Origin of the sequence: Aeromonas sp. S19(2024) (assembly GCF_041402625.1) — a bacterium.
GTDB classification, from domain to species: Bacteria; Pseudomonadota; Gammaproteobacteria; order Enterobacterales; family Aeromonadaceae; genus Aeromonas; species Aeromonas caviae.
On sequence record NZ_JBGLQU010000002.1, the window covers coordinates 619295 to 641090 of the forward strand.

At 63.1% G+C, this 21796-nt stretch carries 18 protein-coding genes; 11 read left to right on the forward strand and 7 right to left on the reverse strand.

Features of this window, described 5'->3' with window-relative positions:
- The first annotated feature begins 99 nt into the window (after positions 1–99).
- Genes ACB037_RS07295 through ACB037_RS07305 form a run of 3 tightly spaced genes read left to right on the forward strand, consistent with a single transcriptional unit; the run spans position 100 to position 2883 of the window.
- Positions 100–327: a FeoA family protein gene (locus tag ACB037_RS07295; RefSeq protein ID WP_010675204.1), complete on the forward strand. Its 228-nt coding sequence runs from the start codon at positions 100–102 to the stop codon at positions 325–327.
- Positions 324–2594, forward strand: a complete 2271-nt coding sequence (feoB, locus tag ACB037_RS07300; protein WP_371175103.1) for a Fe(2+) transporter permease subunit FeoB — start codon at positions 324–326, stop codon at positions 2592–2594. Before ACB037_RS07295 ends, feoB begins: the two co-directional genes overlap by 4 nt.
- A gap of 46 nt (positions 2595–2640) precedes the next feature.
- Positions 2641–2883, forward strand: coding sequence for a FeoC-like transcriptional regulator (locus ACB037_RS07305; RefSeq protein ID WP_039041210.1), 243 nt, complete (start codon positions 2641–2643; stop codon positions 2881–2883).
- A 61-nt stretch (positions 2884–2944) separates the two neighbouring features.
- Here the strand turns inward: ACB037_RS07305 and tapW are convergent, their stop codons facing one another.
- Both tapW and ACB037_RS07315 read right to left on the reverse strand, forming a co-directional pair.
- Positions 2945–4081, reverse strand: coding sequence for a type IVa pilus ATPase TapW (tapW, locus tag ACB037_RS07310; RefSeq protein ID WP_029314740.1), 1137 nt, complete (start codon positions 4079–4081; stop codon positions 2945–2947).
- Positions 4082–4137: 56 nt separating this feature from the next.
- A complete protein-coding gene (locus ACB037_RS07315; protein ID WP_010675200.1) occupies positions 4138–4494 on the reverse strand; it encodes a DMT family protein in 357 nt (118 codons plus the stop codon).
- 112 nt (positions 4495–4606) lie between these two features.
- Between ACB037_RS07315 and ACB037_RS07320 the strand changes: the two genes are divergently transcribed.
- From ACB037_RS07320 to ACB037_RS07330, 3 genes are all read left to right on the forward strand, one after another.
- Positions 4607–5338: a substrate-binding periplasmic protein gene (locus tag ACB037_RS07320; protein ID WP_371175104.1), complete on the forward strand. Its 732-nt coding sequence runs from the start codon at positions 4607–4609 to the stop codon at positions 5336–5338.
- A gap of 75 nt (positions 5339–5413) precedes the next feature.
- Positions 5414–6421, forward strand: a complete 1008-nt coding sequence (gene btuC / locus ACB037_RS07325) for a vitamin B12 ABC transporter permease BtuC (protein ID WP_319888296.1) — start codon at positions 5414–5416, stop codon at positions 6419–6421.
- The gene (locus tag ACB037_RS07330; protein ID WP_371175119.1) at positions 6408–7181 is read left to right on the forward strand and encodes an ATP-binding cassette domain-containing protein; all 774 of its coding nucleotides are present in this window, start codon (positions 6408–6410) and stop codon (positions 7179–7181) included. Before btuC ends, ACB037_RS07330 begins: the two co-directional genes overlap by 14 nt.
- Before the next feature lie 212 nt (positions 7182–7393).
- Here ACB037_RS07330 and ACB037_RS07335 read toward each other — a convergent pair whose 3' ends face one another.
- Positions 7394–8458 carry a 3-deoxy-7-phosphoheptulonate synthase gene (locus ACB037_RS07335; RefSeq protein WP_010675196.1) on the reverse strand — a complete coding sequence of 355 codons (1065 nt, stop codon included), beginning with the start codon at positions 8456–8458 and terminating at the stop codon, positions 7394–7396.
- A gap of 141 nt (positions 8459–8599) precedes the next feature.
- On the opposite strand from ACB037_RS07335, the gene ACB037_RS07340 reads away from it, so the two are divergent.
- The gene (locus tag ACB037_RS07340) at positions 8600–8980 is read left to right on the forward strand and encodes a diacylglycerol kinase (RefSeq protein WP_039040385.1); all 381 of its coding nucleotides are present in this window, start codon (positions 8600–8602) and stop codon (positions 8978–8980) included.
- A 78-nt stretch (positions 8981–9058) separates the two neighbouring features.
- Here the strand turns inward: ACB037_RS07340 and serA are convergent, their stop codons facing one another.
- The 4 genes from serA to ACB037_RS07360 form a co-directional block, all read right to left on the reverse strand.
- Positions 9059–10291: a phosphoglycerate dehydrogenase gene (gene serA / locus ACB037_RS07345; protein WP_039040384.1), complete on the reverse strand. Its 1233-nt coding sequence runs from the start codon at positions 10289–10291 to the stop codon at positions 9059–9061.
- 264 nt (positions 10292–10555) lie between these two features.
- Positions 10556–11209, reverse strand: coding sequence for a ribose-5-phosphate isomerase RpiA (gene rpiA, locus ACB037_RS07350; protein WP_039040383.1), 654 nt, complete (start codon positions 11207–11209; stop codon positions 10556–10558).
- Between the two features lie 143 nt (positions 11210–11352).
- Positions 11353–11949 carry a 5-formyltetrahydrofolate cyclo-ligase gene (locus ACB037_RS07355; protein WP_039040382.1) on the reverse strand — a complete coding sequence of 199 codons (597 nt, stop codon included), beginning with the start codon at positions 11947–11949 and terminating at the stop codon, positions 11353–11355.
- Positions 11950–12053: 104 nt separating this feature from the next.
- Positions 12054–13400: a Na+/H+ antiporter NhaC family protein gene (locus ACB037_RS07360; RefSeq protein WP_010675191.1), complete on the reverse strand. Its 1347-nt coding sequence runs from the start codon at positions 13398–13400 to the stop codon at positions 12054–12056.
- A gap of 316 nt (positions 13401–13716) precedes the next feature.
- On the opposite strand from ACB037_RS07360, the gene dapB reads away from it, so the two are divergent.
- From dapB to leuA, 4 genes are all read left to right on the forward strand, one after another.
- Positions 13717–14529 carry a 4-hydroxy-tetrahydrodipicolinate reductase gene (dapB, locus tag ACB037_RS07365; protein WP_010675190.1) on the forward strand — a complete coding sequence of 271 codons (813 nt, stop codon included), beginning with the start codon at positions 13717–13719 and terminating at the stop codon, positions 14527–14529.
- A 659-nt stretch (positions 14530–15188) separates the two neighbouring features.
- On the forward strand, positions 15189–16325 hold the full coding sequence (gene carA, locus ACB037_RS07370; protein ID WP_010675189.1) for a glutamine-hydrolyzing carbamoyl-phosphate synthase small subunit: 1137 nt from the start codon (positions 15189–15191) through the stop codon (positions 16323–16325).
- A 16-nt stretch (positions 16326–16341) separates the two neighbouring features.
- Complete coding sequence (gene carB / locus ACB037_RS07375; RefSeq protein WP_010675188.1) at positions 16342–19566, forward strand: carbamoyl-phosphate synthase large subunit; 3225 nt, start codon at positions 16342–16344, stop codon at positions 19564–19566.
- 503 nt (positions 19567–20069) lie between these two features.
- Positions 20070–21728: a 2-isopropylmalate synthase gene (leuA, locus tag ACB037_RS07380; RefSeq protein WP_041213099.1), complete on the forward strand. Its 1659-nt coding sequence runs from the start codon at positions 20070–20072 to the stop codon at positions 21726–21728.
- Positions 21729–21796 lie beyond the last annotated feature (68 nt).

Below are 21796 nucleotides of genomic sequence, written 5' to 3' on the forward strand. Positions count from 1 at the left end.
CTAAGCGGAGTTTGATTTTACGCAAATAAATGTTGAGGGCACAGCTTATAATCCCCCCATTAAAAGCGAATTATTCTTGTTTAACTTCAGGAGCCCGTCATGGTACTCACAGAGCTGTCGCCGGGACAGAGCGCTCGCATCACGCACATGAACCACCTTGGCCGCGCCTTGCGGCGCAAGCTGATGGTGATGGGGCTGCTGCCCCAGACCGAGATCCTCTATCTGCGGGCCGCCCCCCTGGGGGACCCGCTCCAGATCCAGTGCCAGGGTATCTGCCTCTCCATGCAGCGGAGTCTGGCCCAGCAAATCGAGGTGGAGCCGGTATGAGCTACAACCTGGTCACAGTGGGCAATCCCAACAGCGGCAAGACCTCCCTGTTCAACGCCCTGACCGGCTCCCGCCAGCAGGTGGGGAACTGGAGCGGGGTCACCGTCGACAAGAAGATGGGGGCCTTTGCTGCCCGCGGGCAGGAATACACCCTGGTGGACCTGCCCGGCATCTATGCCCTGGCCAACCAGGAGGCGAGCCTGGACGAGCAGATCGCCAGTCGCTTCGTCCAGCGCCAGCAACCGGATCTGCTGCTCAACGTCATCGATGCCGCCAACCTGGAGCGCTCCCTCTACCTCACCCTGCAACTGCGGGAGCTGGGGCTGCCCATGGTGGTGGTGCTCAACAAGATGGATCTGCTGCAAAAGCGGCGCATCACCATCGACGAGGCCTTGCTCGCCAAGGCGCTGGGGTGCCCGGTGGTGTCGCTCTCGGCCCACAATCGCCAGCAGGTGGCGGCCTTCAAAGAGGGGATCCACCAGTTTATCGGCCAGTCCCAGCCCGCCCTCGTGCTCGACTACGGTCAGCCCCTCGAGGGGGATATCGCCGAGCTGGAGACTCTGCTCGCCCCCCATCATCTGCATCGCCGTGGCCGCGCCCTGCGCCTGCTGGAAGAAGACATTGCCATGCAGGAGACCCTGGCGGCGGGGCAGCAGGCGGCGGCCGACAACGTGGTGAGTCGCGCCCACCACGCCCAGGACATCGACCTGCAACTCGCTGATTTGCGCTACGGCCATATCCACCACTGGTGCCAGCAGGCGTGCCGCCATCAGGACAAGCTCACGGTCGCCCAGAGCGAACGGCTGGACAGGGTGCTGCTCAACCGCTGGGTGGGCATCCCCTTCTTCCTGCTGGTGATGTACCTGATGTTCATGTTCGCCATCAAGGTGGGCAGCGCCTTCATCGACTTCTTCGACATCCTCGGGGGGGCCCTCTTCGTGGACGGAGTGCACCACCTGCTGGGGCTGATGAGTGCCCCCGACTGGCTGGGGGCCGTGCTTGCGGACGGCGTGGGGGCCGGTTTGCAGACGGTGGCGACCTTCATCCCCGTGGTGGGCTGCCTCTTTCTCTTCCTCGCGGTGCTGGAGAGCTCCGGCTATCTGGCCCGCGCCGCCTTCGTGGTGGATGCCCTGATGCGTCGCCTCGGCCTGCCCGGCAAGGCCTTCGTCCCCATGCTGATGGGCTTTGGCTGCACCGTGCCCGCGGTGATGGCGACTCGCACCCTGGGGTCGGAGCGCGAGCGGCTGATGACCTCGGCCATGGCGCCCTTCATGTCCTGCGGTGCCCGTCTGCCGGTCTACGCCCTGTTCGCGGTGGCCTTCTTCCCCGAGTCGGGGCAGAACCTGGTGTTCGGTCTCTATCTGTTCGGCATCCTGGTGGCGGTGCTCACCGGCCTCTTCCTGCGCAGCACCCTGCTGCCGGGCAAGAGCGACTCCATGGTGATGGAGATGCCCGATTACGAGTGGCCCCGTCCGGTGGACGTGGGGCTGCGCACCTGGCAGAAACTCAAGGGATTCATCTTCGGCGCGGGCAAGACCATCGTCCTGATGGTGGCGGTGCTGAGCGTGCTCAATTCGCTGGGCACCGACGGCAGCTTCGGCAACCAGGATCAGGAGAACTCGGTGCTGAGCAAGCTGAGCCAGTCCGTGACCCCGGTGCTGCATCCCATAGGCGTGCGGGACGACAACTGGCAGGCCACGGTGGGCATCCTCACCGGCATCTTTGCCAAGGAGGCGGTGGTCGCTACCCTCAACAGCCTCTACGCCGGCGGCGCCGGTGATGAGGAGGAGAGTGAATACTCCCTGCTGGGCAGCCTGAAAGCGGCGCTGGCCACCATTCCCGCCAACCTGGCGGACATCGACCCCGCCGATCCCATGGGGCTCAAGGTGGGGGATCTGGAGGACAAGCAGGCGGCAGCCGAGGCCCAGGAGGTGGACACCTCCACCTACGGCAACATGCAGACCCACTTCGACGGCGTGGCCGGAGCCTTTGCCTACCTGCTGTTCGTGCTGCTCTACATGCCCTGCGCCGCCGCCATGGGGGCTCTGGTGCGCGAGACCGGGCGCCAGTGGGCCCTGTTCACCGCCGCCTGGTGCAACTACGTCGCCTTCCTGTGCGCCACCCTCTTCTATCAACTGGCGACCTTCGCCGCCCACCCGGCGCAGAGCCTGGTCTGGAGCCTGAGCTATCTGCTCTCCCTGGGGCTGCTCTGGTGGCTGGGGCGTCGTCACGGCGACATCGTCGCCCGCAAGGTGGTGACCCTGTGAAGGGGCTCATGGTCAGGGGCGAGTGCGCCGAGAGGGAGGGTATTCTGTGATCCTGCGTGAACTGGGGGACTATCTGGCCCTTCACAAGAAGGTGAGCCGGCGGGCGCTGGCCCGCCACTTCCACACCTCCGAGGATGCGGTGGAGGCCATGCTCGGGGTCTGGATGCGCAAGGGGCGCGTCGCCAAGCGGGAGAGCCGCCTGTGTGGCGGCTCCTGCTGCGGCAAGCACGAAGAGGTGACGTTCGAGTGGTGCGAGCCCGGCCAGATAGGGCTGGTCCAGAAGGGCTGATGCCTGCCCACATGCAAAAGGGAACCCGAGGGTTCCCTTTTTCGTGGCCGCCGGGCCCGTCTCAGAAGAGGTCTCCTTCGTCCTTGGTGGGCTCAAGGCTCCAGCCGCTCGCCGCCGCGCTGTTGCCTATCTGACCCTTCTCCCGCCAGAGTTTGATCTTGAGGCGCAGGTTGTTCTGGGAGTCCGCGTTCTTCACCGCCTCCTCCTCGTCGATCACCCCCTCGACCACCAGATCGAACAGGGTACTGTCGAAGGTCACCATGCCAAGGGCCCTGGATTTTTCCATGATCTCCTTGAGGCCGCCAAACTCGCCACGCTTGATGAGATCGCGCACCGTGTGGGTCCCGAGCATCACTTCCACCGCCGCCCGGCGCCCGCCGTCCGTGGTCTTCACCAGCCGCTGGGAGACAAAGGCCTTGAGGTTGTTGCCAAGGTCGTTGAGCAGCTGGGGTCTGCGCTCTTCGGGGAAGAAGTTGATGATGCGATCCAGCGCCTGGTTGGCGTTGTTGGCGTGCAGGGTGGAGATGGCCAGATGCCCGGTTTCCGAGAAGGCGAGGGCATGCTCCATGGTCTCCCGATCGCGGATTTCACCGATGAGGATGACGTCCGGCGCCTGGCGCAGGGTGTTCTTCAGGGCCGCGTGGAAGCTGCGGGTATCCACCCCCACCTCCCGCTGGTTGATGATGCTCTTCTGGTGACGATGGACGAACTCCACCGGATCCTCGATGGTGATGATGTGGCCGCCGCTGTTGCGGTTGCGATGATCGATGAGAGCCGCGAGCGACGTGGATTTGCCGGACCCCGTGCCGCCGACGAAGAGCACCAGACCCCGCTTCTCCATGATGGTGTCGAGGAGCACCGGAGGGAGTTTGAGATCCTCGAAGCGGGGGATCTCGGTCTTGATGTTGCGCGCCACCAGGGAGACTTCATTGCGCTGCTTGAAGATGTTGACCCGAAAACGGCCTATCTGGGGCAGGGAGATGGCGAGGTTCATCTCCAGCTCTTTCTCGAACTGCTGTTTCTGCTCGAGATCCATGATGTCGTAGGCGATGCGGGCCACCTCGCCCGGCCCCAGGGGCTCCTGGGTGAGGGGGCGCAGGGCGCCGTTGAACTTGGCGCAGGGGGGGGCGCCGGTGGAGAGATAGAGATCGGAACCGTCCTGTTTGGCCAGGATCTGCAGCATGTCTCTCAATTCCATGAGGGGCCTCGTCGCTCAAAGGGCTGGGGGATGATGAATGGCTTGAGTGTACAGCCTCAGGCGCCGGTCAGTTTTTCGCGGAACACAAAAAAGACCGCGCCCAGGATGCACAGACCTGCCCAGAGGTAGTCCCACTTCAGATCTTCTTTCAGATAGAAGATGGAGAAGGGAACGAACACGGTGAGGGTGATCACCTCCTGCAGGATCTTGAGCTGGCCGACGGAGAGCACGGTGTGGCCGATGCGGTTGGCGGGCACCTGCAACAGGTATTCGAACAGGGCTATCCCCCAGCTCACCAGGGCGGCGATGATCCAGGGTTTGTGATTCATGCTCTTGAGATGGGCGTACCAGGCAAACGTCATGAAGACGTTGCTGCAGATGAGCAGGCCGATACTGGTCATGATGGGGTTCATTAGGTTCTCCTTTTAAATCAATGTATTTTATCTCGACTCCATGGGTTTTCATAAGTGGTGCTTGAGGGTATTTTTAGCTCACAAGGATGTAACAAAAGAAGGCGAAAGCTGGATGGGCAAGACAAGCTGGGGTGCGCTTTGTCTGTTGTTTGCCTGCTGGGCGCAAGGTGCGCCGACCCTGACGGTGGCCACCGATGTCTGGCCGCCGTTTCGCATGCTGGCAGAGAACGACGACTTCCAGGGGCTGGATATCGACATTCTGCGCCAGTTGCAGGCACGCAGCGGCATTGTGCTCACCCTCAAACGGGTGCCCTGGGGACGGGCACTCAAACAGATGCAGACCGGTCAGGTGGATCTGATGATAGGGCTGGCTCACACCGAGGAGCGGGCCGCCTTCATCGACTACCTGCAGCCGTCCTATTACCAGTGCCGGCCTGCCTTCTATGGCAAGCCCGCCGCCGTGGCAGGTCTCAGGCTCTACGAGGATCTGCGAGGCCGCGAGATAGGCTATGTGCTCAACTCCGCCTACTTCCCCCCCTTCGATGGCGACACCCAGCTAGACAAGCACGGGGTCCCCACCGAAGACCAGTTGCAGCGCATGGTGGAGCGGGGCCACCTGCCCCTGATGATAGGGACCGACTGCCAGGTGGATTACGCCCTGAGCCAGCGCAACGACGCCGGCCTCGTCAAGGCGCCCTTCCAGCCCCCCAACCCGGTGGTGCTCTACCTCGGGATGAGCAAGCACTCACCCCACCACGAGCTGGGCTCCAAGCTGGCGCAGGCGTTGCAAGCCATGGTGGAGAGCGGCGAGATAGCGGCGCTGGCCAAGCCCTACCAGCCTTGACCTTGGGTGGTAACGCGCTGTTATCATGCAGTTTTCCTGCCTGCCCCCCGGCGGGCCTCGCTTCTTGGGGATCCCGTGTATCTCGCTCTCATCCGTCGCCAGCAGCGCTGGCAGCGCCGCTGGCTGCTCCTGCTGTCGCTGCTGACCCTGGCCCTGTTCCTGCTCTCCCTCGCCCTCGGGGAGTTCGTGCTGCTGCCCTGGCAGCCGCTGGGGGATCTGGAGCTGCGCATCCTGCTGGAGCTGCGCCTGCCGCGCGCCCTGCTGGCTCTTCTGGCGGGGGCCTCCCTTGCCTGCGGCGGTGCCGTGCTCCAGGTGATGCTGCACAACCCGGTGGCGGAACCCGGCCTGCTCGGCGTCTCGAGCGGCGCTGGGCTGGCCGCCATGGTGGCGATGGCGGTGGCCAAGGGGCTCGGGCTCTATCTGCCGGGCTGGGGGCTGTCGCTGGCGGCCTTTGGCGGCGCCCTGGTGGTGACCATGCTGCTCATCCGTCTCGCACGCCGGGCACGGCTCGGCCATGGGCGGCTGCTGCTGTTCGGGGTCGCCATCGGCATCCTCACCAATGCGGCCATGACCTGGCTGATGTATTTCGCCGACGACGGCGCCTTGCGGGAATTCATGTTCTGGATGATGGGCAGCCTCGCCTACGGCAGCCAGCAGCTCGCCTGGTGGTGGCTGGTGCTGCCCCTCACCCTCGGCTGGCTCTGCTGGCGGGGGCGGGCACTGCAACAACTGCTGCTGGGGGAGACCCAGGCCCGCCTCATGGGGCTGAACGTGGACAGCATGCGGGTACGCCTGGTGCTGGCGGTCTGCCTGCTCACCGGGGTGGCGGTCTCCCTGTGCGGCGTCATCGGTTTCGTCGGCCTGGTAGTGCCTCACCTGCTGCGCCTGTGCGGTGGCAGTGATCAGCGCTTCCTGCTGCCCGCCTCGGCACTGGGGGGCGGCGCCCTGCTGCTCGGGGCCGATCTGGTGGCCCGCTCGGCGCTGCACGCCGGTGAGTTGCCCATCGGGGTCATCACCGCCTCGGTGGGCGCCCCGCTCTTTATCTATCTGCTGCTGAGGCAAGATGCCGATGTGTCCCGCTGATCCCGCCCCCTGGCGGCTGGAGGCCCGCGCCCTGGCCATCCCCCATCGCCTCGCCCCCCTGGATCTCGCCTGGTCCGGCGGTCAGCTGGTGGCCCTGCTCGGCCCCAACGGCAGCGGCAAGTCCTCCCTGCTCGGGGCCCTGGCGGGCGTGCTGCCCGCCGATGGCGCCGTCTTGCTGGGGGGAGAGGCCATCACGACCCTGAGCTGGCCCGAGCTTGCAACGCGGCGCGCCATGCTGCCCCAGCGCCAGCCCCAGCTGTTCCACATCCCGGTGTTCCAGGTGCTGAGCCTGGGGCTGGAGGAGGGGGGCCCCGATGCCCAGGCGCAGGCGGTGGCGGATGTGTGCGACGCCCTGGAACTGGCGCCTCTGCTGGCACGGGACTTCAGCCGATTGTCCGGGGGGGAGCAGCAGCGGGTGCTGATCGCCCGCACCCTGCTGCAACTGTGGCCAAGCCTCAATCCGACCGGGCGGGTGCTGCTGCTGGACGAACCCCTGGCGGGGCTGGATCTGCATCACCAGATGGCGCTGCTGCGGCTGCTCAAGCAACTGGCCGCGCAGGGATTGCTGGTGGTGGTGGCCATCCACGACATCAATCTGGCCATCGATTGGGCGGATCGCGTGCTCTGCCTGCAACAGGGCCGCGTGGTGGGGGAAGGGGGCGTCGGGATCATCGACGAGGCGCTGCTGGAGCGGGTGTTCCAGATCCGTACCGATCGTATCGAGGCGGCTGGCCGCACCTGGTTTATGCCGAGCCTGTGAGGCGGGCTTCCCCCTCATCCCCCGCCCTTCTCCCATTCTTTTGAAACAAGCGGGAGAAGGGAGCCGCTCCGTTTACCACGGATACAGCATTGAAAACCTGCAGAGGCTGAGTGAAGCCAAGGGGGGCGAGTGAATCACCGTGGAAATGAAAAGAGCCAGGCATCCGTGATGCCTGGCTCTTTGAATTGGTAGAGAGAGCGTTGAGCGGTTGCTCAGGCTTTCTGCTTGTCCAGCCGCACCTGGGCGGCTTCTGCCAGCATGGCCAGCAGGGTTTCGGTGTCACTCCACGACAGACAGGCATCGGTGATGCTCTGGCCGAAGGTGGCGGCACAGCCGTTCTCCACGTCCTGACGCCCTTCCACCAGGAAGCTCTCGGCCATGATGCCGGCGATGCCGGTGCGGCCGCGGCGCAGCTGATCGCATATATCCTGGGCCACCAGCAGTTGGCGGCGATGATCCTTCATGCTGTTGCCGTGGCTGAAGTCCACCACCAGGCGCTCCGGCAGGCCCACCTGGGCCAGAGCCTCGCACGCCTCGTCGATGCTGGCAGTGTCGTAGTTGGGACGGTGGCCGCCGCGCAGGATCACGTGGCCGTAGGGGTTGCCGGCGGTGCGGTAGATGGTCATCTTGCCGTCCTTGTCCGGGGAGTAGAAGATGTGGCTGTGACGGGCGGCGCGCACCGCATCGATGGCGATGCGGGTGTTGCCGTCGGTGCCGTTCTTGAACCCCACCGGGCAGGAGAGGGCGGAGGCCATCTCCCGGTGAACCTGGGACTCGGTGGTGCGCGCCCCGATGGCGCCCCAGGTGATGAGATCGCTGATGTACTGGCCGGTCACCATGTCGAGGAACTCGGTGGCGGTGGGCATGCCGGTCTCGTTGATGTCCACCAGCAGCTTGCGGGCCAGTTTCAGCCCTTCATTGACGTCGAAACTGCCGTCCAGGCGCGGATCATTGATGAGCCCCTTCCAGCCGACGATGGTGCGCGGCTTCTCGAAGTAGGTGCGCATCACGATGCACAGGCTCTCTTTGTACTCTTCCCGCAGAGTGTTCAGACGCAGGGCGTATTCGTGGGCGGCGGCGGGATCGTGGATGGAGCAGGGGCCGACGATGACCAGCAGGCGCTGATCTTCACCGGACAGAATGGCTTCCACTTGGCGGCGGGCATCCAGCAGGTTCTGGGCAATGGTGTCGGTTAACGGGAAGGCGTGCGCCAGCTCGCTTGGGGTGATCAGGGCCTCCAGGCGACGGGTGCGCAATTCATCGGTGTGAATGGACATACGACTCAATTCTCGAGTGGATAAGGTGGGCGGGATGCCAAAATGCAAGGGAATAAAATAAAGCAAAAGTCACCCGATGGAAACCTTGGGCGGCTCTGATAGGATGTGAACCCAAAAGCCATTTCAAATGAGGTAGTTATCGTGGCAAAGCCAGGCGCGACCGGGATCACCCGCATCATCAACGCAACCGGTTACAGCATGAAAGGTCTCAAATCGGCCTGGATCAACGAGGCCGCCTTCCGTCAGGAGCTGCTGCTCATCCTGCTGCTGATGCCGCTGGCATTCTGGATAGGTGACTCCCTCAACGAGATCCTGCTGCTCGTCTGCATCAGCTGGCTGGTGGTGATCGTCGAGGTACTCAACTCCGCCGTGGAGGCGGTGGTGGATCGCATCGGCTCCGAGCATCACGAACTCTCGGGCCGGGCCAAGGATCTGGGCTCCGCCGCCGTCTTCATCGCCCTGGCCCTCAATGCCCTGGTGTGGGGCGCCCTGGTGGGCCGCAATCTGCTGGGCTGGTGGTAGGTTGCGAGAGCAACCTTTCTCCTGACATAAAAAAGCCCGTCATCACGACGGGCTTTTTACTGCGCAGATAAGGGCTTATCAGTGCAGGATCCGGGCACGGATGGTGCCATTGATCTCTTTGAGACGGGCCAGGGCCTTCTCGCTGTGCTCGGTTTCGACGTCGATGACCACGTAACCGATCTCGCTGCTGGTCTGCAGGTACTGACCGGCGATGTTGATCCCCTCGTCAGCGAAGATCTGGTTGATCTGGTTCATCACGCCGGGCTGGTTGCGGTGAATGTGCAGCAGGCGGCTGGAGCCCTTGTGGCCGGGCAGGGAGACTTCCGGGAAGTTGACCGCGGAGAGGGTGGAGCCGTTGTCGGAGTATTTGACCAGCTTGTTGGCCACTTCCAGACCGATGTTCTCCTGGGCTTCCTGGGTGGAGCCGCCGATGTGGGGGGTCAGGATCACGTTGTCCAGGCCGCGCAGGGGGGTGAGGAACTCCTCGTCGTTGGATTTGGGCTCCACCGGGAAGACGTCGATGGCGGCGCCGGAGAGGTGGCCGCTCTTGATGACGTCGGCCAGGGCGTCGATGTCCACCACGGTGCCGCGGGAGGCGTTGATGAAGATGGCGCCCGGTTTCATCATGCGCAGTTGCTCTGCACCGATGAGATCCTTGGTGGAGGCGGTTTCCGGTACGTGCAGGCTGATGACGTCAGACATGTTGAGCAGCTCCACCAGGTTCGGCACCTGGATGGCGTTGCCAAGGGAGAGCTTGTTCTCGATGTCGTAGTAATAGACCTTCATGCCGATCATCTCGGCGATGATGCCAAGCTGGGTGCCGATGTGACCGTAGCCGATGATGCCGAGCTTCTTGCCGCGGGCTTCGACGCTGCGGTTGGCCAGCTTCTCCCAGACGCCGCGATGGCACTTGGCGTTCTTCTCGGGAATGCCGCGCAGCAGCAGCAGGATCTCCCCCAGTACCAGTTCGGCCACGGAGCGGGTGTTGGAGAAGGGGGCGTTGAAGACGGGGATGCCGCGCACGTGGGCGGCGTCGAGGGAGACCTGGTTGGTGCCGATGCAGAAGCAGCCGATGGCCACCAGCTTGGTGGCGGCATCCAGCACCTTCTCGGTGATCTGGGTGCGTGAACGCAGGCCCACGAAATGCACGTCACGAATGCGCTCGATCAACTCCTCTTCCGACAGGGACGTCTTCAGATATTCCACATTGGTGTAGCCGGCTGCCCGAAAGGTCTCCACCGTATTGGGATGGACTCCCTCCAGCAGCAGTACCTTGATCTTATCCTTGTCCAGCGAAAACTTGGCTGTCATGACGTTCCCTCTATTGTTTTGAAAAATGCGTTCAGGCTTGCAGTGTGAAGAAAACCGTAAAGTAGCAAAAACGTTTGGGAGAGGGAATATTTGTGACGAAAGTCAAATTCTTTGAAGTTATCAACGATTGTTGCAGATGTGCTGCTACAACCCATTGAGGGATAACCAGAAACGGCGCCATGAGGCGCCGTTGTCCATTTGGGGCAGTCAGATTGACTGACCCGGGCGGTGCTTGCCCGGAGGGGGAGGTCCGGGGAGCAGGCCTTAGTTGGTGATCACACCCTCGGGGGTGCCGATCAGCACAACGTCGGCGCCACGGTGGGCGAACAGGCCGTTGGTGACCACGCCCACGATGCTGTTGAGGCGGGTTTCCAGAGCCTTGGCATCGGTGATGGCCATGCCTTTGACGTCCAGGATGATGTTGCCGTTGTCGGTCACCACCCCTTCACGCCACACCGGGTTGCCGCCAAGGGCGCGGATCTCGCGGGCCACGTATTCGCGGGCCATGGGGATCACTTCCACCGGCAGGGGGAAGGTGCCCAGCACGTCGACGGTCTTGGTGTTGTCGATGATGCAGATGAACTGGTCGGCCACGGCGGCGACGATCTTCTCGCGGGTCAGGGCGGCGCCGCCCCCCTTGATCATGTCGCGGCTGGCGTTGATCTCGTCGGCACCATCCACGTAGACGGAGAGGGCATCGATGTCGTTGAGGTCAAACACTGGGATGCCGAGACCCTTGAGGCGCTCGGTGGAGGCGATGGAGCTCGACACCGCGCCCTTGATCTGGTCTTTCATGGTCGCCAGTGCGTCGATGAAGTGATTGACGGTAGAGCCGGTGCCCACCCCGACGATTGTGCCGGGTACCACGTATTTGAGCGCAGCCCAACCGGCCGCCTTCTTCATTTCATCTTGAGTCATGATGGATCCTTATGGAAAAAGCGGGCGCATTATATCCAAGCATCCCCCCCAGAGCGACCATGGTGCTCACGTTCCGGCGCAAAAATCCCCAAGATGTAAATCGTTTGCCTGTTTATTGAACCGAAGGGGGCGCCCTCGCCTCATCAGGCAAAGTGCCAGCTGCGGCTGGGGGTGATGATCTGGGGGAGCGGCACGTCCCACTGCTCCCGGGGGACGGCATCCACCTGCTGGCAGTCGTGGGCGAGCCCCAGGGGTCTTGGGCCGAGCTGGTGCTCGTGCCAGCAGGCGAGGGTGCGATCGTAGTAGCCGCCCCCCATGCCGAGGCGGTTGCCAGCCTCATCGAAGGCCACCAGCGGGGTGCAGATGATGTCCAGCATGCTGTGGGGCAGCACCTGCTGCACGTCGAGCTCAGGCTCGGCGATGCCGTAGCGGTTGCGGGTCATGGGGGTGGTGGCGGTGTAGCGCAAGAAGAGCAGGTGACCCGGGGTGAAGGGGTGCAGCACCGGCAGGTAGACCTCCTTTTGCCGGGCCCACAGCCAGTGGATGGCGGGCAGGGGATCGAGCTCCCCGTCGTTGGCCAGATAGAGGGCGATGCGCCTGGCCGCGAGGATGCCGGGGTGTTCCTGGAAGCGCTCGACCAGCTGTTGGGCCGCCGCCTGCTGCTCGGCCTGGCTCAGGCTTTTTCTGCGCTGGCGAATGAGCTGGCGCAGGTTCTGGCGTTCGGGTTGGGTATCCGGCATGGGGACTCCTGGGCAAAGGTGGGCTGGCGCTACCTTAGCAAGGGGCCGACGGGATGAAAAGCCGATGGCGGGGCCGCCAGCCGGGCGGCCCCTGAGGTCGGGTGTCAGGAACGGTGGGGGGCGGGAGCCACTGCGCCCATCTGGTGCTTGAGGAAGACGGCCACGATGGCGGCCAGTGCCAGCGCCATGGGGTAGAAGCTCATGCTCACGACCAGGATCGGCGAGAGGGCGAAGATGGAACCCAGCAGCAGCGCCTGGGCGCCCCAGGGAATCAGCCCCTGTACCACGCAGGAGAAGATGTCCAGCATGGAGGCGGCGCGGCGCGGGGTGACCCCGTGATGGTCCGCCAGATCCCTGGCCACCTTGCTCGCGACTATGATGGCCACGGTGTTGTTGGCGGTGCACAGGTTGGTGAGGCTCACCACGCCGGCGATGCCGAGCTCGGCCGCCTTTTCGTTCTGCTCGCCATCGTGGTGGCGGGTGAAGCGGGCAATCAGGGCGGCGATGCGCTCACTTATCCATGCGAGCCCCCCCTGGCGTTCCATCAGGGCACCCAGACCGCCGATGAGCATGGAGAGCAGGAAGATCTCCTGCATGCTGGTAAAGCCCTGATAGATGTCCTTGCTGAACTGGCCGAGGGAGTAGCTGCCAAGCAGCCCCACGCCACCGGCCGCCAGGATGCCGAGCCCCAGTACCATGAAGACGTTCATGCCAGAGAGGGCCAGCACCAGGATCAGCAGATAGGGGGCGACCTTGAGCAAGTCCGCCCCGGCGGTGGGGGCCGGCGCTTCACCGGTGGAGCCCAGCACCAGATAGAGCAGGATCACCAGCACGGCGGCGGGGGCGGCAATCTTGATGTTCTCGCGAAACTTGTCCTTCATCTCGCAGCCCTGGCTGCGGGTGGCAGCGATGGTGGTGTCTGAGATGATGGAGAGGTTGTCCCCGAACATGGCGCCGGAGAGGATGGTCCCCGCCATCAGCATCGGATCGATGCCGGCGGCCTGGGCGACGCCCAGCGCCACCGGTGCCACGGCGCCGATGGTGCCCATGGAGGTACCCATGGCGGTGGCAATGAAGGCAGAGATGAGGAAGAGCCCCGGCAGCAGGCACCAGCCCGGAATGAGGGAGAGGCCGAGGGCGACCGTGGCATCCACCCCGCCTGTGGCCTTGGCCACGGTGGCGAAGGCGCCCGCCAGCAAATAGATGAGGCACATGGCCATGATGTTGCTCTCGCCCACCCCCTTGAAGAAGGTCTCGAGGTTCTTGTTGAACCCCTCGCGTCCCATCAGCAGGGCCAGCATGACGGCGGGCAGGGCGGCAACGGGGGCGGGGAGCTGGTAGAAGGCGAACTCGACCCCCTGCAGGGTCAGCCAGGTACCGGTACCGATGAAGAGGGCAAGAAAGACCAGAAGGGGCAGCAGGGCTCTGGCACGGGGTTGGGTCTGGATCATGTGTTCCTCGAAACTTGAACAATGACCTCCTGTCGTTGCCTGTGGCGCCTCCAGGGCGGGCACAGGGCGGGCATCCTGCCACCATGGGGGGCCAACAGTAGTGAGTCGGCCCGCCCGGGTCAAGATAGCCGTCCAGATGGATAGGGCTTTTTACTTCGTGATTCTGACTTGTCTGGTAATTCCGTTATTTATTCTGTTTTTAATGAATTTATCGTTTAAATGTCGGGGTGGTTTGGCGGGCCAGATCGGGCTTTTCAAAGGGGGCGCGGGCTGGTAAAACGGTCTCTTTCCATAATAAAGAGATGAGAGGGTGGAGATGGACAATCCGATCCGTGTGGCCGTGATGGGCTGTAATGGTCGTATGGGCAAGGTGCTGCTGGAGGCTATCGCCAACGCCGAGGGCGTGGTGGTGGGAGCGGCGCTGGAACGACCGGGCTCTGCCGTGATCGGTCTGGATGCGGGTGAACTCAACGGCCTGGGGCGCCTTGGCGTCATCATCAGCGACAGTCTGGAGAAGGTGAAGGACGAGTTCGATCTCATCATCGACTTCACCCGCCCCGAGGTGACCCTGGCGAACCTCGCCTTTGCACTGGCGCATGGCAAGCAGATGGTGATCGGCACCACCGGCTTTGACGAGGCGGGCAAGGCGGCCCTGCACGAGGCGGGCAAGCAGATCGGCATCGTCTTCGCCTCCAACTACTCGGTCGGGGTCAACCTGGTGTTCAAGCTGCTGGAGCAGGCGGCCAGGGTGATGGGGGAGTACACCGACATCGAGATCATCGAGGGGCACCACAGACACAAGGTGGATGCTCCGTCCGGCACTGCGCTCTCCATGGGGGAAGTGGTGGCGAAAACCCTGGGCCGGGATCTCAAAGAGTGCGCCGTCTATGGCCGTGAGGGGATCACCGGTGAGCGGGATCGCAACACCATCGGCTTTGCCACCATCCGCGCCGGCGATCTGGTGGGGGAGCACACCGTCATGTTCGCCGACATCGGCGAGCGGGTCGAGATCAGCCACAAGGCTTCCAGCCGTCTGACCTTCGCCAACGGTGCAGTGCGGGCGGGCAAGTGGCTCGGCCAGCAAGGGGCCGGTCTCTATGATATGCAGGATGTGCTCGGTCTGAAATAAACCGTCTTCAGGGGGAGTGCAGACTCCCGTACTGGTTGCCAAACCCCGGTCCGCCGGGGTTTTTTGTCACTTTTTTGTAGAAATGAGCCTTAATCATCACTTTTTGAGTGAACCTCGCTAAATCCTGCCATTCTTACAAGCCTGCCACCCTCTTGCGACAAAAATGTCATCAAGGGGTAACGGGTTTGGGTCTCAATATTCCCCTGCGGGGGGCATTTTGCCTTGATGTGAAATAGACTAAAAATGCAATCCAAGAAAAACGTTTTCCATTCTTGGCGTTCACTTTTCTGGCTTCAAATGGTGTTTTTGCTGTTGTGTTGTTTATTTTTTAATTTTCTATCTTGCTGTTTATTAAGTGGTAAATTTGGTTTTTTGTACGTTGCATGGCATCGGGCGCCGCTTTGTTGTCTGTGTTTGGCTTTTCTTTTTGAAGAGGGGGTTGCAAAGCGAGTGAGTGCATAGATAATGGGTAATGTTGCTTGTTTATTGAATTTAGATGCATTTCAAACGAGAAAAGACGTTGAAATGAGATCGTTTTTAAGTAGAATGCGCCCAATTTGCCAGAAATCTGCCGGGTTCGAGTCCTGTCAAAGACCGGAACCGAGCCCGCAACACCCAGGTAAATTGCTGAATTTAAAGCTAAATAACTGGAGGTTGTCTTGAATCACACTGCATTGCTAGTGCTGGAAGATGGAACTGTGTTCAAAGGCGTGTCGATAGGCGCCGAGGGATGTTCCGTTGGTGAAGTGGTTTTCAACACGTCGATGACGGGTTATCAGGAAATCCTCACAGATCCCTCCTATTCCCGTCAGATCGTTACCCTCACTTACCCCCATATAGGCAACACCGGCACCAACAGCGAAGATGAAGAGTCCAGTCAGGTCCATGCTCAGGGCCTCATCATCCGGGACCTTCCGATACTGGCCTCCAACTTCCGCAATCAGCAATCCCTCTCCGATTACCTCAAGTCCCACAACATCGTTGGCATCGCCGACATCGACACCCGCAAGCTGACCCGCATCCTGCGTGAAAAAGGCGCCCAGGCCGGTTGCATCCTGGCCGGCAAGCAGCTCGATGAAGCCCATGCCCTCGAACAGGCCCGCGCCTTCCCCGGTTTGAAGGGGATGGACCTGGCCAAGGAAGTGACCGTGAGCGAATCCTACAGCTGGACTGAAGGCAGCTGGCAGCTCGGCAAGGGTCACGTCACCCCGGCGGCCGATGAGCTGAAATACCACGTGGTGGCCTACGACTTCGGCGTGAAGCGCAACATCCTGCGCATGCTGGTGGACCGTGGCTGCCGCCTGACCGTGGTGCCGGCCAAGACCCCGGCCGCCGAGGTACTGGCGATGAACCCGGATGGCATCTTCCTCTCCAACGGCCCCGGCGACCCCGAGCCGTGCGACTACGCCATCGAAGCTATCAAGGCTTTCCTTGATACCAGCACCCCTGTGTTCGGTATCTGCCTGGGCCACCAGTTGCTGGGCCTGGCCTCCGGCGCCAAGACCATCAAGATGAAGTTCGGCCACCACGGTGCCAATCACCCGGTGAAGAGTCTGGACGACAACACCGTGATGATCACCGCCCAGAACCACGGCTTTGCGGTGGACGAGCAGACCCTGCCCGAGTGCCTGCGTGCCACCCACGTCTCCCTGTTCGATGGGTCGCTCCAGGGCATCCATCGCACCGACCGTCCGGCCTTCAGCTTCCAGGGTCACCCCGAAGCGAGCCCGGGCCCGCACGATTGTGCCGGTCTGTTCGACCACTTTATTGAATTGATTAAGCAGTATCGCGCCTAAGAGGATAAAGAGAGCCATGCCAAAACGTAACGACCTACAGAGCATCCTGATCCTCGGCGCCGGCCCCATCGTCATCGGCCAGGCCTGCGAATTCGACTACTCCGGCGCCCAGGCGTGCAAGGCCCTGAAAGAAGAGGGCTACCGCGTCATCCTGGTGAACTCCAACCCGGCCACCATCATGACCGACCCGGAGATGGCCGACGCCACCTACATCGAGCCCATCACCTGGGAAGTGGTGCGCGAGATCATCAAGAAAGAGCGCCCGGACGCCATCCTGCCCACCATGGGTGGTCAGACTGCGCTGAACTGCGCCCTGGCGCTGGAGCAGCATGGCGTGCTCAAGGAGTTCGGTGTCGAGATGATCGGCGCCACCGCCGACGCCATCGACAAGGCCGAGGATCGCTCCCGCTTTGACAAGGCGATGCGCAGCATTGGCCTGGAGTGCCCGCGCGCCGGCATCGCCCACAACATGGAAGAGGCCTGGGGCGTGCAGCAGATGGTCGGCTTCCCCTGCATCATCCGTCCTTCCTTTACCATGGGTGGCTCGGGCGGCGGCATCGCCTACAACACCGAAGAGTTCGTGGAGATCTGCGAGCGCGGTCTGGATCTCTCCCCGACCAAGGAGCTGCTCATCGACGAGTCGCTCATCGGCTGGAAAGAGTACGAGATGGAAGTGGTGCGGGATCGCAACGACAACTGCATCATCGTCTGCGCCATCGAGAACTTCGACCCCATGGGCATCCACACCGGTGACTCCATCACGGTCGCGCCAGCCCAGACGCTGACCGACAAGGAGTACCAGATCATGCGCAACGCCTCCATGGCGGTGCTGCGCGAGATCGGCGTCGAGACCGGCGGTTCCAACGTCCAGTTCGGCATCAACCCCAAAGACGGCCGCATGGTCATCATCGAGATGAACCCGCGGGTGTCGCGCTCCTCTGCGCTGGCCTCCAAGGCGACCGGCTTCCCCATCGCCAAGATCGCCGCCAAGCTCGCCATCGGTTACACCCTGGACGAGCTGATGAACGACATCACCGGTGGTCGCACTCCGGCCTCCTTCGAGCCGGCCATCGACTACGTGGTCACCAAGGTACCGCGCTTCAACTTCGAGAAGTTTGCCGGCGCCAACGACCGTCTGACCACCCAGATGAAGTCCGTGGGTGAAGTGATGGCCATCGGCCGCAACTTCCAGGAGTCCCTGCACAAGGCCCTGCGTGGTCTCGAGACCGGCAAGACCGGCTTCGACCCCATGGTTGACCTGAACGCCCCCGACTCCCTGACCCGCATCCGTCACGAGCTGCAGGATGCCGGTGCCGAGCGCATCTTCTACATCGCCGACGCCTTCCGCGCCGGCCTCTCCATGGACGGCGTGTTCAAGCTGACCAAGATTGACCCCTGGTTCCTGGTGCAGATTGAAGAGCTGGTCAAGCTCGAAGAGCAGGTGAAAGAGCGCGGCATGGCCGGTCTTGACGCCGACTTCCTGCGCGCCCTCAAGCGCAAAGGCTTTGCCGACGCCCGTCTGGCCAAGATCCTCGGCGTGGCCGAAGGTGAAGTGCGTAAATTGCGTGCCCGCCACAACATCTTCCCGGTCTACAAGCGGGTCGATACCTGCGCGGCCGAGTTCGCCACCAACACCGCCTACATGTACTCCAGCTATGACGAGGAGTGCGAGGCCAACCCCACCAACCGCGACAAGATCATGGTCATCGGTGGCGGCCCGAACCGTATCGGTCAGGGCATCGAGTTCGACTACTGCTGCGTACACGCGGCGCTGGCCCTGCGCGAAGACGGTTACGAGACCATCATGGTCAACTGCAACCCGGAAACCGTCTCCACCGACTACGACACTTCCGACCGTCTCTACTTCGAGCCAGTCACCCTGGAAGACGTGCTGGAAATCGTGCGGGTCGAGCAGCCCAAGGGCGTCATCGTCCAGTACGGCGGCCAGACTCCGCTGAAACTGGCGCGGGCATTGGAAGCCAACGGCGTGCCGGTCATCGGGACCAGCCCGGATGCCATCGACCGCGCGGAAGATCGCGAGCGCTTCCAGTCCGCCGTCGAGCGCCTGGGGCTCAAGCAGCCGGAAAACGGCACCGTCACCGCCCTGGAGCAGGCCGTGCAACTGGCCACGCGCATCACCTACCCGCTGGTGGTTCGTCCCTCCTACGTGCTGGGTGGCCGCGCCATGGAAATCGTCTATGACGAGCAGGACCTGCGCCGCTACTTCGCCGAGGCAGTGAGCGTCTCCAACGAGTCTCCGGTGCTGCTGGACCGCTTCCTGGACGACGCCACCGAGGTGGACGTGGACGCCATCTGCGACGGTGTTGACGTGGTCATCGGCGGCATCATGGAGCACATCGAACAGGCCGGTATCCACTCCGGTGACTCCGCCTGCTCCCTGCCGCCCTACACCCTGTCCAAGGCCATCCAGGACGAGATGCGCGAGCAGGTACGCAAGCTGGCGCTGGAACTCGGCGTGGTCGGTCTGATGAACGTGCAGTTCGCGGTGAAAGACAACGAGATTTACCTCATCGAGGTGAACCCCCGTGCCGCCCGTACCGTGCCGTTTGTCTCCAAGGCCACCGGTGCCCCGCTGGCGAAGATCGCCGCCCGCGTCATGGCCGGTCAGAGCCTGAAAGAACAGGGCTTCACCACCGAGATCATCCCGCCCTACTACTCGGTGAAGGAAGTGGTACTGCCGTTCGCCAAGTTCCCGGGTGTGGACCCGCTGCTGGGGCCGGAAATGCGCTCCACCGGTGAAGTCATGGGAGTGGGCAGCAGCTTCGCCGAGGCCTATGCCAAGGCGCAGCTGGGTGCCGGTCACCAGGTACCGAGCGAAGGTCGCGCCCTCTTGTCCGTGCGTCACGGCGACAAGGAGCGGGTGGTGAACCTGGCCGCCAAGCTGCTGGAACTGGGCTATGACCTCGACGCCACCCACGGCACCGCCGTGACCTTGGGCGAGGCGAGCATCAACCCGCGTCTGGTCAACAAGGTGCACGAGGGGCGTCCGCACATTCTGGATCGCATCAAGAATGGCGAGTACACCTACATCGTCAACACCGCCGAGGGTCGTCAGGCCATCGAGGACTCCAAGCAGCTGCGCCGTGGCGCCCTGCAGCACAAGGTGGCCTACACCACCACGCTGCACGCGGCCTTCGCCACCTGCATGGCCATCAGTGTCGATGCCACCGCCAATGTGAATTCGGTGCAGGAGCTGCACGAGAAGGTGAACAACCGCTAAGAGCTCCGGCAGCACGCTGCCCGCTCGATGCACGCAAACCCCGCCAGCAATGGCGGGGTTTTTTATTGCCTGCGCCCTGCCACTTCCGGGGAAACGCCTTCAAGGAAGATGGGTGAGATGGCGGATAATGCATCATGGGTGGTGATACTCACCCCATGAATGAACTTTCACTGCATCAATATTGCTGAATTGGCATGATGGGGTGCAATCTTCGCAATCTCTCACCCCCACAACCTCCCTATACTGGGTGCTCATACAAACAAGGTCGTCTGCGCCGACACACCGAAAGGTGGCGTGCGAGAGGATCAGCGCCCGCAGCCCGATCCGGCTGCCGTGGCCGGCCCCGGTGACCGACGGGGGCCGCAGGAAAACCGGTCGCGGGGTTACCGCCGCGCGACTCGTCAGGGCCGGTGTTACCGCACCAACCCGCTTCCCCTCCTTGCCCCACCCGCCTGTCGGCCCGGTGGTCCGGCGCCTCGCCCATCCGTCAAGGGAATCTGAATATGAGCTTCGATCATCGCAAATACCGCCGTGCCCCCGTGATCAACCTGGCGGATCGCCAGTGGCCCAACCGGGTACTGGAGCGGGCACCGCTCTGGTGCGCCGTGGACCTGCGCGATGGCAACCAGGCGCTGGTCGAGCCCATGACGGTGGCCCAGAAGCTGCAAATGTGGGCGCTGATGACCCACATCGGTTTCAAGCACATCGAGGTGGGCTTCCCGGCGGCCTCCCAGCCCGACTTCGATTTTGTGCGCGAACTCATCGAGCGCAACCTCATCCCCGATGACGTCACCATCCAGGTGCTGGTGCAGGCGCGCGAAGATCTGATCGCCCGCACCTTCGAGGCGCTCAAGGGGGCGAAGCGGGCCATCGTTCACGTCTACAACTCGGTCAACCCGACCCAGCGCAACTATGTGTTCAACTCAGGCAAGGACGGGGTCAAGGCCATCGCCGTGCAGGGGGCGCGCTGGGTGAGGGAGTATGCGGCCCGCAATCCGGGCACCGAGTGGAGTTTCCAGTATTCTCCGGAGAGCTTCAGCAGCACCGAGGTGGAGTTCGCCGTCGAGGTGTGTGACGCCGTCATCGACGAGTGGCGCGCCGCTGCCCGTCCCATGATCCTGAACCTCCCCGCCACGGTGGAGGTGAGCACCCCCAACGTGTTTGCGGATCAGGTGGAGTGGTTCTGCCGACACCTCAAGGCGCGACCCGAGGTGAGCATCTCCATCCACACCCACAACGACAGAGGCTGCGGGGTGGCCGCCGCCGAGCTGGCGGTGCTGGCGGGGGCGGATCGCATTGAGGGCACCCTGCTCGGCAACGGGGAGCGCACCGGCAACATGGACATCGTCACCATGGCCATGAACCTCTACAGCCAGGGGATTGACCCCGAGCTGGACCTGTCCGACATGGATGCCATCGTCGCCACAGTGGGGGCCTGCACCCAGATTGCCCTGCACCCGCGCCACCCCTATGCCGGCGAGCTGGTCTACACGGCGTTTTCCGGCAGCCACCAGGACGCCATCCGCAAGTCTCTCGCGGCAGAAAAACCGGATCACTACTGGGACGTGGCTTACCTGCCCATCGATCCTGCCGATCTCGGTCGCAGCTACGAGGCGGTGATCCGCATCAACAGCCAGTCCGGCAAGGGAGGGGTGACCTATCTGCTGGAACGTGACCTCGGTCTGCAACTGCCGCGCTGGCTGCAAATCGACTTCAGCCGCCGGGTGCAGGCCGAGGCTGAGGCGAGCAGCAGCGAAATCAGCCCGGAGCAGATCCGTACCCTGTTCGAGCAGCACTATCTCGAGCCTGCCCACGGCTATCGCATCGGGCGCTTCCAGCTCGGTCATGACAGTCAGGAGAGCCTGCGCCTGGAGTTGCAGACCCCCCACGGCACCCTGCAACTGTGCGGTGAAGGGGAGGGAGCCATCACCGCCCTGGTCAACGGCTGGCAGCGTCAGACCGGCATGCACATCGATGTGCTGGATTACTCCGAGCATGCGCTCACCGCCGGCACCGAATCCCGCGCCGCCGCCTATGTGCTGCTGAGCGTCGAGGGCACCCGGATGTGTGGCGTCGCCGTCGGTCGCGACGTGGTCAACGCCTCCCTGCAGGCGGTGATCAACGGCGCCGCCCAGCATCAGGCCCTGCGCCAGAGCGCCTGAGGCGGCACTGCCCGCTTGCCGTGAGGGCGAGCAGGGAAGGGCCGCCCACCCCGATGTCACGGCAGATC